Raw genomic sequence first — 12155 nt, 5'->3', positions numbered from 1 at the left:
GCCTCAAGGGCGGCGAGGCAGCGGCCGAAACTTACAGGCTGCCGCCATGAAAGACCAGTTGGCCGAGAAATTCCTCGCCTTGCTCCAAGCATTCGATGCGGGTGATGCCCGCCGATGCCACCTTGATGCGGAAAAGGTTGGACAGCGGTATGTCGAGGATCAGGGCCAGCACCATGCGAATGACGCCCGCATGGCAAACCATCAGGATATGCTTGCCGGCGTGGCGATTGAGGATTTCGTTCCAGGCTGACTGGATGCGCTCGCGAAAATCCGCCAGGCCTTCGGCGTCCTCGGGCCGGTTATTCATGGGGTCGCGGTAGAAGCGCTGCAGCAGGCCGGGATCGTAGCGGCTGATTTCGTCCCGGGTCTTGCCCTGCCAGGACCCGAAGCCCAATTCCTGCAGCCGCGGCTCAATCTCCAGTGGAATTCCGTGGCGGTCGCGCAGTTCCTCCGCGAAGGCCAGGCAACGGCCCAGCGGGGAACTCACGACCACTTCCCAGGGGTGACGGTTTCCCACGGCCGCTCGCATTTGTTCCCAGCCTGTCGCGCTCAGGGGGTCATCCATCTGACCCCGGTAGCGGCTCCCTCCCACTGGCTCGCCATGACGCATCAGGTCGATCAGGGTGGTGACTCGCTCCTCGGTGATCACAGGTTCGTCAATCCTGTAGGGACTGGCGCGCCTTGGCCGCCGCTTCCCGCACGCGCTTCGGCGCGGTGCCACCAAGAACGTCGCGGGCGGCGACGGAACCCTCCAGGGTCAGCACGCTATAGACGTCATCGCCGATGCTTGAAGACAGCGCCTGCAGTTCCTCCAGCGTCAATTCCGCCAAGTCGCGTCTTGTTTCGACGCCGATGCGCACCGCCTTGCCGACGATTTCATGGGCATCGCGGAATGGTACGCCCTGGCGCACCAGATAATCCGCGAGGTCGGTCGCCGTGGCGAAGCCCTGCTTGGCGGCTTCCAGCATCACGCTGCGGCGCGGCTTGACGTGGGGCATCATGTCGGCGAATGCGCGCAGACAGCCTTTCAGGGTGTCGACGGTGTCGAACAGCGGTTCCTTGTCTTCCTGGTTGTCCTTGTTGTAGGCCAGCGGCTGGCCCTTCATCAGGGTGAGCAGGGCGAACAGATGCCCAAAGACACGGCCCGACTTGCCCCGCACCAGTTCCGGCACGTCCGGGTTCTTCTTCTGGGGCATGATGGAGGAGCCGGTGCAGAAGGCGTCGGGCAGGTCGATGAAGCCGAACTGGGCGCTGGTCCAGAGGATCAGTTCCTCCGAGAAGCGCGAGAGATGCATCATGATCAGGCTGGCGCAGGCGCCGAACTCGATGGCGAAGTCACGGTCACTGACCGCATCCAGGGAATTGGCGCAGGGCCGCGCGAATCCCAGCAACTGCGCGGTGAACTCCCGGTCCAGCGGATAGCTGGTGCCGGCCAGGGCGGCGGCGCCCAAGGGCATGACGTTGACACGCTTGCGGCAGTCGGCGAGCCGTTCGCGGTCGCGCGCCAGCATCTCGTTCCAGGCCAGCATGTGGTGCCCAAAGGTGATGGGTTGGGCCACCTGCAGGTGGGTGAAGCCGGGCATGATGGCGTCGGCTTCGCGTTCCGCCAGGTCGATAAGAGCCGTCTGCAGGCGTATCAATTCGGCGCTGATGACGTCGATCTCGGCGCGCAGATATAGGCGGACGTCCGTCGCCACCTGATCGTTCCGCGAGCGTCCCGTGTGCAGCTTCTTGCCGGCATCGCCGATACGGTCGGTGAGACGCGCTTCCACGTTCATGTGCACGTCTTCCAGTTGCACCGCCCAATGGAAGTCGCCCCGGGCGATCTGCTCGCGGATATCGCTCAGCCCATCGACGATGGCCTTGCATTCCTTCTCGTTTAGCACGCCGATCCGCTCCAGCATGGTGGCATGGGCGATGGAGCCTTCGATATCGAAGGCCGCCAGGCGCTGGTCGAAGTCCACGGAGGCGGTGAACTGCTGCACGAATTCGTCCGTGGCCTCACTGAAGCGGCCGCCCCAAGATTTGTTTGCGCTGGTCATCAATCGTCCGGAATCTGTCGTTGCGGCGCATTATAAAGCAGATTTCGCCGGTTTCAGGAGTTCGCCCGCGGTGTGAGGCGGGAAGTGGAAAATCCCCCAAATCTTGACACAGCTCAAACCGCAGCTTTGACAGGCGGTTTAGATTGCACGCCACCTTGGCACAGATCGCCGGGGTTTATAAGACCGGAGGTAATCCGGATCCAGAAACAACCCACAGATAGGGGGAGACATGACGTTAATCACCTGGACAAAAGAACAGTTTGGCACCAGCGTTTCCGTGACCGACAGCGAGCACCAGACTCTTTTCAACATGCTCAACGACCTGCATTCCTCGGTGGCCGGCGGCAACCGTGCGGTGGTAGGCAAGAATCTGGATACCCTGATCGACTTCGTGGTGAAGCACTTCAAGACCGAGGAAGACCTGATGCAGGCCAATGCCTACCCGGACTTCACCGCTCACAAGGCCGAGCACGACAAACTGGTGAACACCTGTGCTGATGTGCAGAAGAAGTTCCATGCCGGCGAGATCGAAATCACCGCGGATACCACCGCCTTCGTGAAGGATTGGCTGGTGAGCCATATCCCGGCCATCGACATGCGCTATGGTCCCTATCTGAACGGCAAGGGCGTTTCCTGATAGGAACGTCCTTCGCTTCTGTAAAGCTAGTAGCGCTCAGGGACGAGCGACCAAGATCAGGAGCCTTCGGGCTCCTGATCTTTTCGCGGAGTACGCCGGGCGGGCAGGCAACTGGCTTCCAAGGCGCCGTCGTTTCTAGTGCGCATTATTCGCAGGAGACCCCAGGGTCTCCACACTGCCAGCGTCCCTTGTTAGCGTCGCATTCAGCGGGTGTCTGGCAACGATGCCCAGGCGGTCCGTCTTTCCATTCAGGATCATTGCAAGCCGCGATGTTCATGCAATGGTTCATGGCCAAATGCCATTCTGATTTACCGAGTTCGCAGCCACAGGCGTCAAATACCAGACCGTTATTGCCACTATTCCCGTTGCTCTTTACTGTACAGGCCACTCCTGCGTCAGTGGTGCAGGCCGGTTCGCGCCTGCCATTTGTCGAATCAGGCGGCCTGAACTATAAGTTTCAATTGGATTTGCGATGGCAGGGGTGATGCCCGCGCGTTGATTGCCTAAATCCTTGTCCGGCCTGGAATCCGCCGGAAGCCATTGCTTCACCATAGCCCAGACCCGCTATGGTCGAAAATAGGCGCTTTGCATGGGGTGCAGGGCGTCAAGTCCAGTCAAAGCCCCTTGTGGCTGCACCGTCTAAGACCCTGCATGCGTTTCCGCCATCACGGACGACGGCACCATGAATTCGCTCAAGCCCCGTCAGTTCCCAGACATACCCTTCGCCAGCAAGATGATCGATATCAGAAAGCACATTTCAGCGAAACAGCCGATTCCAGATCTGCCCCTGATCTCCCTGAAAGTGCTGGAGACCATCGGCAATCCCGCCTCGACCATGGACGACCTGGCCGCGGTGATCAAGGCGTCGCCCTCCGTCACGGCCAAGCTCCTGAGTATCGCCAATTCCAGTTTCTTTTCACGCAAGGGCGAAGTCACGACCCTGAACAGCGCCATTTCCATTCTGGGCCAGAAGGCTGTGGCCAGCATTGCCCTTTCGGTTTCGATCATCGAAGGCATGGCCCAGGACGAGGCGCGTCAAGAGATTTCGACCTACTGGGAGCGCTCGCTGTTCCATGCGGTGGCGGCGAAGATGCTGGCGGAACGGGTTGGGCTCAAGGACCCCGAGGAGGCCTTCGTGGCTGGCCTGCTCTCCGATATCAGCTACATATTCCTATTCCGCACATTTCATGAGCAATATCAGGCCCTCATGGATCCGCACTTGGGTGAAACCGAACGGCTGCGACTGGAGAAGGAACTGTTCGGCATGACACACCCGGAGATGTCCTGTGTGTTGCTGGCCCATTACAAGATTCCGGACCGGCTATTAAAGGCTATCGCCGCGCACCATACGGAGAGCGCTGCGTTGGGTTCCCAGGAGGCGGATATCGAGAAATTCTGCCGTGTGGCCTACAGCGCGGCCCATGTGACCCACCTTTTCTACCAAGGCGTACGTGGGGCCAGGGGCATCAAGGCCAGCATCGAAGATGCTCTCGGACTTCCGGCGAATGAAATGGATCGCATGCTGGCGGATATAGGTGGACGGGTCAAGGAACTGTCCACTTTCTTCGGATTTGAGGCGGAGAAATTTCCCGCGTATTTCGACATTCTGGAGCGGGCTAATGAAGAGCTCTTGGCTATTAACCTGGAATATGAGGAACTGCTGCAGAAACTCAAGGAAGAGAAGGAGACCAATGAGCGCCTGACCAAAAAGCTGGAGGAAACCAACCGCAAGCTGCTGGAATTCGCCATCAAGGACCCGCTGACGGGCGCCTACAACCGGCGCTTCCTCAACGAGGTGCTTGATAAGAAGATGGCTGACGCGCGCCGTTACTTGCACCATCTGGCGGTGGTCGTGGCCGATATCGATTACTTCAAGAAGATCAACGATTCCTTCGGGCACGATGCGGGCGACCATGTGCTCAAGGCCGTGGTGGCCATCATCGGATCATCCCTGCGCACCGGGGATGTGCTGGCGCGCACCGGCGGAGAGGAATTCCTGCTGGTCATGCAGGTGAGCGACGCCGCGGCCGCCATGTTGGTGGCCGAGCGGGTTCGCGCCAAGATCGAGCAATCGCCGATCTCCCTGCCGGATGGCAGGCAGATCAGGATCACCCTGAGCCTGGGCGTCGCCCTGTTTCAGCCCCAGCAGCAGAGCCGCGATCAGCTCATCAAGGCAGCGGACAACGGCCTGTACGAAGCCAAGCACGCCGGCCGCAACCAGGTCCGCCTTTGGCAGGCGGCGCCGCTCGCGGCCACTCGCTGAATCCGGTCGCAACCCAACTTTACGTCACCCCCGCGTTTTCGGCGACCGGGCCTGGACTTCAGGCCACGGCGGCGATGGGCGCCGATGTTTCCTGCGCGCAAAGTCCTTCCACGAACTCCTTCAGCGGCAGATCGATGCGCTCGATATTCTGCTCGGACAGGAAGCGCAGTTCGTTGCGGGTCAGTTCATCCGGCAGCACGGCCCAGTGTTTGTCCGAAGAGCGTTTCATGACCTGGCGCGCGTAGGTGCGCTCCAACTGGGTGCGGAAGCGGCAACCCAGGAACAGGAAGTTTCGACCGGCGCGAATTTCCTTCACCCGCTCGGGAATCGGCGTCTGGATGTCGATCTCCGTCAGCACCTCCACATAATCCGAGTCCGACAGGATGTAGTTGCTGGCCGGGGCGACCGAACCCAGGGGCTTGTAGAGCAGGGTTTTCCAGCCGGCTGCCGCCTCGGCTTCCGCCGGGCTGCCGTCGGCGTTGAAATAGTGTACCCACTCGCCAAAGTGCTCGGATTGGCTGACGCCCTGCACTTGACCGAAATCGCTACGGTTCGCCAGTGCGGTCGCCATGCCGGCGTCGTACCAGGCGTCCACGATCAGGGGCAGGGGCAGGCCGGCCAGATAGTGGTGCAGCCCGGTGGGTGCCGGCGGGGCGCTGAAGGCCTCGTTGGTGAGGTTCACCAGGGTCTTGCGATGCTTGAAGTTCTCGATGTACTGCCCGGCCGCTGTCAGGTTTTTGCGAATCTTGTGGGGCACCGTCACCTTGGCGGTGAGGAGTTCCACCAGGGTTTCCGGTGCGCTGGGGACGGCCGAGGGGCCGTCCAGTTCCAGCACCGCCGGGCCCAGGTACGGGATGACCTGGCCCTTGGCGAGACCTTCCAGAATGGCTGTTGAAATCGCCGCCGTCATGCGCTTTGCTCCGTTGCGCAGGCGCTTTTCAGTGCGTCCACGTCCGGCCGCGGCAACTTGAACAGGCCCCGGCCCCCGGCCAATGCCTGGTAGCGGTTGAGGGTGTTGTGACTCAGGAACTTGAACCAGGTCTGGGCCACCACACCCTGCGGGCGCTCGCCGATTTCAGCGACCGTGCCGTCCGGGTTGAAACGCACGTGGATCAGGCATTCTACGTTTTGGGTGGCTTCTGCGGCCGCTTCTACTGTGCTCATGACAAGCTCCTCTGGTTAGTGGTTGATCAATTGGATGGTTACTTCGTGATTTCCCAGTACCGCTTTACAGGACAGCCTGGACTCAGGCTCTGCCCCGGCGATTTGGTCCAGCCAGTCCCGCTCGTCCTTGCGGACCTTGGACAAGCCCCTCGCGCCCCGGACGACCAGCACGTGACAGATCCGGCAGCGGGCCGGGCCGCTGCAGTCCTCCGTCTCGGTCACGCCGCTTGCCAGCAGCAGGGCGTCGAGCAATCGCTTGCCGCTCGCCAATTCCACCGTCCGGCCCAGGGGCAGCACCGTGACCGCGATCAAGCCGCCGCGCCTGAGGCCTGTACGCAGGAATCCCGACATCGTGCGCGCTCAGAGATAGATCGCGGCACCCGCCCCCACGTTGATGGAGGAGTCCTTCGCAGTCTTGACGATGAAACCGATCTGATCTTCGCTAAGGTGGCCGTGGAAGGGCAGCGCGACGGCGCGATCCGCCAGCTTTTCCGTGACGAAGAAATCCCCCTTGCGGTAACCCATGGCGCTGTAGTGGGTCTGCCGGTGCAGCGGGAACGAGAAGGCAACCGCCTCGATCTGTTCCGTGGCCAGGTCCTGCAGGATGGAGTCGCGGCTGGAGCGGGTGAAGCGGGTGCCCAAGTGCACCAGGTAGACCATCCAGTGGATCTCATCCACTTCGGGCGCCATGTAGGCCGGTTTGATGCCTTCGAAGGACTGCATGTGGCTGTCGTAGTAGTCCTCGATGCCCTTGCGGCGATCCAGAATGTCGTCCAGACGCCGCAGCTGGGTGAGGCCCAAGGCCGCATTCAGCTCGCTCATTTCCGCGCGGTAAGGGGGGCGTTCACCCAGCACCACTGATTGGCGTTCTTCCGGGCGCCGCCCGCGCACCGCGCGCAGCTTGATCGCCAGGTCTTCGTCGTCGGTAACCACCATGCCGCCTTCTCCGGCGGTCAGGGCTCCAGGCTGGGTCAGGTCGAAGATGGAACAGTCGCCGAATGTCCCCACCAAGTTGCCCTGGTAACGGGAGCCGATGGCCTCGCTGGAATCCTCGATCAGCATCAGTCCATGCTTGCTGGCCAGTTCCCGCAAAGGTCCCCACATGGCCGGATGGCCGTTGACGTTGCTGGCGACGATGGCCCTGGTCTTGTCGGTGATGCCGGCGGCGGCCTTTTCCGGCGCCAGGGTGCAGGACCAGTAGTCGATGTCCGCGAACACCGGCATGGCGCCGGCCAGGCTGATGCCGTGCAGGGTTTCGCGAAAGCCAAAGGGCGGCGCGATGACTTCGTCGCCCGGACCGATGCCCGCCGCGCGGAGCGCCATGACCAGCCCCAGGGTGGCGCTGGAGACGGCGACGGCGTGCTTGCGGCCCAGGTATTCGGCGAAGGCGTCTTCGAAGGCCTCGACCATGGGGCCGGCGGAAAGCCGCGGAGACTTCAGGACTTCTTCCACCGCTTCCAGTTCGGCCATGCTGATGTCCGGGTCGGAAAGCAGGATGCTGGGCTGTGAACTCATGTGTGGGCTCCCGCGGCAAGGCTCAGGATGCAGCTTTTAAATGTAGGAAGGCGCGTGCTCGGTGAAGACTGTTGCATGGGTTCAGCCTCTCGCCAACGGCGGCTTCTCGGCCAGGATCACGCCGGTCGCCGTCTCCGGTTGGGTCGTGATCTTCACGCAGTGTTCCCGGGTATCGATGAGGTACAGGTTGAATCGGGGCGTTTCCAGTACCGGCGCTTCCGTGTCGATGTCGCTGAAGTCACAGCAGGTCACGGAGATGCCGGGCAGGGCCGCACGCAGCGCGGCCATTTTTTCCGCAGGACTGGGCCCGGCCGCTTCCAGCAGCGCGCCGAGATGACTCATAGCCTGGCTGGGAATCGCCATAATCTCAGTCTTCACTCAGCTTGCGGGCGTCGACGGTAATCGGCAGGGTCGTGCCTTCGGCCATTTCCGGCAGGGAGAGTTGCCAGCCGTTGGCCAGGGTCACCGTTCCGCCCCAAAGATCCGGTTTTTCCTGGGAGACGATGGGTTCCTCCAGGTCTTTTTTCGGTACATAGGCGGAAAGGACTCCGGCGGCATCTCTGCGTATCATGACCTTCATAGGTTCTCCAGGCTGGTTGAATAAATCGGTTCGAATTCGGGTTCAGGTTTTAGGCGGCCTCCGCCAGTGCTGAGCGCACGAGGGCCGGCAGCAGTTCCAGCACGCGGTCGATCTCCGCCTGCGTGGTATAGCGGCTCAGGGAAAAGCGGATGGTGGAAAGCGCCGCTTCCGGCGAAAGCCCCATGGCGATCAGCACATGGGAGGGTTCGGTGCCGGTGGCGCTGCAGGCGGCGCCCGCGGAGGCGCAGATGCCGGCGCGATCCAGTTTGTCCAGCACGATTTCCGCTTCCAGGCCGCCCAGGTTCAGGCTGGTGGTGCCGGAAACACGTGGCGCCTCCACTCCGGTGATGGACGCCTCGGGCAGGGCACCCAAAAGGCCCTGCTCCAGGCGCTCGCGCAGCGCCGCGATGCGTGGGCCGTCTGCGGCCAACTGGGCGGCGGCCAGCTCCGCGGCCACACCGAGCCCCGCGATGGCAGGCACGTTCTCGGTGCTGCCGCGGCGTCCGCGCTCCTGGTGGCCGAACAGCAGCGGGGGCAGCTTGCGTCCCTTGCGCACGAACAGGGCGCCGATGCCCTTGGGGCCATGCAGCTTGTGTCCGGACAGGGACAGGAAATCCAGAGGGATCTGTTTCAGGTCGATGGGGAGCTTGCCCACCGCCTGCACCGCATCGCAGTGGAACAGGATGCCTTTCGCTGCGGTCAGTACGGCCGCCTGTTCGATGGGAAACAGGACGCCGGTTTCGTTGTTGGCCCACATCAAAGTCAGTAGCGCCGTTTCGGGTGTCAGGGCGGCGTCCAGTTCGGCGAGGTCCAACTGGCCCGAGGCGTCCACGCCCAGTCGCACGATCTCCACGCCCTGGGTTTCCAGGTGATCCAGCACCATCAGGGTGGCCGGGTGCTCCACCAGGCTGGTGACAATGCGCCTTTTGCCTGGCGACAGCGCCAGCGCGCCGAGTATGGCCTGATGGATGGACTCGGTGCCGCCGCTGGTGAAGACGATTTCCGCAGGGGAGGCTCCCAGGAGGGCGGCCACCTGGGCGCGCCCTTTCAGGGTCTGTTCCTTGGCCGCTTCTCCGGCCTTGTGTTTGCTGGAGGGGTTGCCGTAGTGCCGCTGCAGGCACTCCGTCATCGCCGCGGTGCATTCCGGGGCCACGGCCGTGGTGGCGTTGTTGTCCAGGTAGATCAGGGTTTCGTTCATTGCCAGAAGCGCCTGTCCGGGTCTTGGTTCAGCAGATCCAGGATGTCCGCGAGGTTGAGAAATTCTCCCTGCCTGATCCAGTGATCGATCTCGTGATCCTTGTGGTACAGCCACCAGCAGTGCCGTTCGTTGTGGAACTCCAGTTTGGCGATGTCGATGACGCCGCCCTCCGGGTCGATATTGCGCGAGCAACAGGAACTTCGGATCAGGTAGCCGCGCTCCCAGGTCTGCACCTCCGGCGTGACATAGCGGTAGCGCTTGCGGTTCTCCAGCGCGCGCGCAATGCGGCGCCGGTCGAACTCATTGGGGTGCAGGGGCACGGCGGGGTTCGTGCGGGCGGGATGTCCGTTCATGGCGTGTTCCCGTTCGTAGTGTCCGCTCAAGGCGTGCATGGAAGGCGGCTGCCCGTGAATTCCGAAGAGGCTGCTAAAGCAGACCCGCGACCTGCTCGGTCTTGTGGTCCGAGCTCAGCTCTTCCTCGAAACAGCCGATCACATAGCCGCCCGGGAATTCCACCAGGTACACCGGGATTTTGGCTTCCTCGTGATATCCCACCTGCACGATCTCGCCCTCGGTGCCGGCCGCGACCAGCAAAGCTTCCGGCTCGTGGCCCGGGTAGCTGCCGTCGTTGAGGATGTCGGCTTCCACGCACACTTTCTGTCCCCACTGATAAATGGGCTGGCGCGGCTCGATCATGCGGTTTCCTCCTCGGCGGTCTTGGCCGGCTTCGGCGGCGGCGGATTATCCAGGGATTCGATTTCGCGACCCTTCATGCCCACGGCATAGCCCCGGTCCGGAAAATCGACGGCGTAGATGTAGAACTGCTGCAAAAAGGTGTTGATGCTCTTGACGTAGCCGACCTCGCCTTTCTTCACCAGCACTTCGCCAATCTCGGCGCCATTGAAGGTACCGTCGTTGCGCACCACCTTTTTTGACTTCACCTTCTCGCCGAAATTGAACTTGGGCGGGTCGTTCAGTTCGTTGGAATCGCTGTCGCGGCTGATGTCACCCATCGTCTTTACCTCTGGTTGAATTAACTGGCTTTCGGCAGTCCGTCCCCGTTGCGGCTGGCCAAGCGCTGCGCCACCAGTTCGTGCACCGCCGGATCTGGATCCGCCTGCATCGGCAGGAGATCATCCAGATCCAGGCGGCTGGCGACCTCGTAACGCACCTGCCAATCCGGGTCCCGTATCAGTTGTTTGAGCTGCGCCGCGTTCATGCGGCGCACGGCTACCAGGCGCACCCTGGTTTCGCGATCGCCCGCCATGGCAGGCAGCCACTCGCTGCCGATGCGCGCCGCTACCACCTTGCGCACTTCCGGATCGCGGTCGTGCATCATCATGACCAACATGCCGGGGGGTAGACGCCGCGCGGCGATCTGACGCACGAAGTAATCTTCGTCGTGGATCATGACCGCCAATTCGGCGGCCTCGACCCGCTCGGCGACGCGGATACGGACCTCGCGATGGGGATCCCGCAGCAGGGCCTTGAAATGGCGCGACTGCACCGGAAGGCGCTGGGCTACGCTTTGCCGCACCGTTTCATCAGGGTCTTCGATCAGCCGCGGCAGGAAGAACGGCTCCACATGCTTGGCCGCCACCGCCCGGGTCTCGAAGTACGGATGCTCGAGAAACTCCTTCGCTAATCCCGGGTTCCAGCGGAAGAAGCGGTCGATGCGCCGCGCATATCGGTCGTAGGCACAGGCATGGCCGAGCCGGCAGCGCCCTTCTTCCAGCAGGGAATGGTGCGGACAGGCTGCACAGTCGAGCAGTGCGCCCTGCCAGTCCCGCGCTTCGTCAATCTCAGTCCTCGTCTTCCCCACGGGCCTGCCTCTCGATCACTTCCAGCAATACCTTGGCACCCACCTTGTCGGTGGGGTCCAGTTCCAGCAGCTTCTCCACCGCTGCCCGGCCCTCTTCGAGGTTTCCCAGGCGCAGGTTGAGATAGGCGTAACCTTTCAGCGTGAAAAGGAAAAACCGCGGCAGCAATGCTCCGAAACTGCTGAAGTCCGCAGAGCCGGGGCTGGCGAGGCGCCAGTCCTCGGGCAGGCCATTGTCGCGCGCGGCCTTGGCCAGGCACTCCGTTCCCACGGCCAGCGCGTCGGCCAGCCGGTTCTTATAGAAATAGAAGCGGTATTTGCCGATGTAGACGGCGGCGTGCCCTGGCGCGAGATCCCACGCCGCCTGCAGATGGGCCAGAGCCACCTGGTCATTGGCGTAGTTCTGTCCGGCCAGGCGCAGATGTTGCTCGGCTTCCGGGGGTAACCCGGCCCCCAGGCATTCGGCGATGCGCTCTTCCTCACTCAGCGTATAGGCCGAGCCGGATTCGACGTCGATGGAGTTCACTGCCGGGTTTGCCATACACGAGGCCTGCTCAGGCGCTCTTGATGGGAATGCTGGAGATCGGAATGCCCACTTCCGCCGGCGGCGGTGCGCTGGTGCCGCAGGTGCCGCAACCGGTCGCCTTGGGATCGACAAACACCAGGCCGCTCTGCAGGGGGGTGTCCTTGAAGTCCATGGTCACGCCTTGCAGCAACATCCGACTTTCGGCGGGCAGGAACAACTTCATGCCATCGATGGTCACGGTGGCGTCACCGGCCAAGGGTTCGGCCTCGACGCTGAATTCCGATGAGAGCCCGGAGCAGCCGCCCGGGCTGACCACCAGCCGAAAGCCGGCGCTCTCGCCTGCGCCGCCGAAGCGGACCATGCGTTGGATGAATTTGGCAGCGCTTGGTGTAATAGTCAGATCCATGTTGT

General features: G+C 62.4%; 17 protein-coding genes. 2 read left to right on the top strand and 15 right to left on the bottom strand.

Annotation, left to right across the window (positions count from 1 at the left end; translation table 11 throughout):
• Window positions 1-31 precede the first annotated feature (31 nt).
• Window positions 32-649, bottom strand: coding sequence for a histidine phosphatase family protein (locus EK23_RS09880; protein ID WP_235281987.1), 618 nt, complete (start codon window positions 647-649; stop codon window positions 32-34).
• 7 nt (window positions 650-656) lie between these two features.
• Complete coding sequence (argH, locus tag EK23_RS09875; RefSeq protein WP_045225203.1) at window positions 657-2042, bottom strand: argininosuccinate lyase; 1386 nt, start codon at window positions 2040-2042, stop codon at window positions 657-659.
• A gap of 229 nt (window positions 2043-2271) precedes the next feature.
• Here argH and EK23_RS09870 point away from each other — a divergent pair, with 229 nt between their 5' ends.
• Both EK23_RS09870 and EK23_RS09865 read left to right on the top strand, forming a co-directional pair.
• Window positions 2272-2679, top strand: a complete 408-nt coding sequence (locus EK23_RS09870) for a bacteriohemerythrin (protein WP_045225202.1) — start codon at window positions 2272-2274, stop codon at window positions 2677-2679.
• A gap of 682 nt (window positions 2680-3361) precedes the next feature.
• Window positions 3362-4942, top strand: coding sequence for a sensor domain-containing diguanylate cyclase (locus EK23_RS09865; protein ID WP_045225201.1), 1581 nt, complete (start codon window positions 3362-3364; stop codon window positions 4940-4942).
• A 58-nt stretch (window positions 4943-5000) separates the two neighbouring features.
• Here the strand turns inward: EK23_RS09865 and EK23_RS09860 are convergent, their stop codons facing one another.
• The 13 genes from EK23_RS09860 to EK23_RS09800 all read right to left on the bottom strand — a co-directional run bounded on the left by EK23_RS09860 (window position 5001) and on the right by EK23_RS09800 (window position 12150).
• Window positions 5001-5852: an SIR2 family NAD-dependent protein deacylase gene (locus EK23_RS09860; RefSeq protein WP_045225200.1), complete on the bottom strand. Its 852-nt coding sequence runs from the start codon at window positions 5850-5852 to the stop codon at window positions 5001-5003.
• Window positions 5849-6106, bottom strand: coding sequence for a hypothetical protein (locus EK23_RS09855; RefSeq protein WP_045225199.1), 258 nt, complete (start codon window positions 6104-6106; stop codon window positions 5849-5851). The genes EK23_RS09860 and EK23_RS09855 overlap by 4 nt, the downstream gene beginning before the upstream one ends.
• 15 nt (window positions 6107-6121) lie before the next feature.
• Window positions 6122-6457: a 2Fe-2S iron-sulfur cluster-binding protein gene (locus EK23_RS09850; RefSeq protein ID WP_045225198.1), complete on the bottom strand. Its 336-nt coding sequence runs from the start codon at window positions 6455-6457 to the stop codon at window positions 6122-6124.
• Window positions 6458-6466: 9 nt separating this feature from the next.
• On the bottom strand, window positions 6467-7621 hold the full coding sequence (locus tag EK23_RS09845) for a DegT/DnrJ/EryC1/StrS family aminotransferase (RefSeq protein WP_045225197.1): 1155 nt from the start codon (window positions 7619-7621) through the stop codon (window positions 6467-6469).
• A gap of 81 nt (window positions 7622-7702) precedes the next feature.
• Window positions 7703-7999, bottom strand: a complete 297-nt coding sequence (locus EK23_RS09840; protein WP_235281985.1) for a DUF6129 family protein — start codon at window positions 7997-7999, stop codon at window positions 7703-7705.
• Window positions 7989-8201, bottom strand: coding sequence for a putative nitrogen fixation protein NifT (gene nifT, locus EK23_RS09835; RefSeq protein ID WP_045225195.1), 213 nt, complete (start codon window positions 8199-8201; stop codon window positions 7989-7991). Before nifT ends, EK23_RS09840 begins: the two co-directional genes overlap by 11 nt.
• Before the next feature lie 49 nt (window positions 8202-8250).
• Window positions 8251-9399, bottom strand: coding sequence for a cysteine desulfurase family protein (locus EK23_RS09830; protein WP_045225194.1), 1149 nt, complete (start codon window positions 9397-9399; stop codon window positions 8251-8253).
• On the bottom strand, window positions 9396-9791 hold the full coding sequence (locus EK23_RS09825) for a DUF3024 domain-containing protein (protein WP_235281984.1): 396 nt from the start codon (window positions 9789-9791) through the stop codon (window positions 9396-9398). Before EK23_RS09825 ends, EK23_RS09830 begins: the two co-directional genes overlap by 4 nt.
• A 34-nt stretch (window positions 9792-9825) precedes the next feature.
• Window positions 9826-10095: a nitrogen fixation protein NifZ gene (locus tag EK23_RS09820; RefSeq protein ID WP_045225193.1), complete on the bottom strand. Its 270-nt coding sequence runs from the start codon at window positions 10093-10095 to the stop codon at window positions 9826-9828.
• Entirely contained in the window at window positions 10092-10412 is a 321-nt protein-coding gene (locus EK23_RS09815) for a nitrogen fixation protein NifZ (protein WP_045225192.1), read from the bottom strand. The genes EK23_RS09820 and EK23_RS09815 overlap by 4 nt, the downstream gene beginning before the upstream one ends.
• Before the next feature lie 20 nt (window positions 10413-10432).
• A complete protein-coding gene (locus tag EK23_RS09810) occupies window positions 10433-11221 on the bottom strand; it encodes a 4Fe4S-binding leucine-rich repeat protein (RefSeq protein WP_045225191.1) in 789 nt (262 codons plus the stop codon).
• Window positions 11202-11759, bottom strand: coding sequence for a hypothetical protein (locus EK23_RS09805; RefSeq protein ID WP_045225190.1), 558 nt, complete (start codon window positions 11757-11759; stop codon window positions 11202-11204). Before EK23_RS09805 ends, EK23_RS09810 begins: the two co-directional genes overlap by 20 nt.
• Before the next feature lie 13 nt (window positions 11760-11772).
• Window positions 11773-12150, bottom strand: coding sequence for a HesB/IscA family protein (locus EK23_RS09800; protein WP_045225189.1), 378 nt, complete (start codon window positions 12148-12150; stop codon window positions 11773-11775).
• Window positions 12151-12155: the final 5 nt, after the last annotated feature.

Source organism: Methyloterricola oryzae, assembly GCF_000934725.1.
GTDB classification, from domain to species: Bacteria; Pseudomonadota; Gammaproteobacteria; order Methylococcales; family Methylococcaceae; genus Methyloterricola; species Methyloterricola oryzae.
The sequence above is the reverse complement of the archived record's forward strand: the minus strand, read 5'-3'. Positions and strand labels throughout refer to the sequence as shown.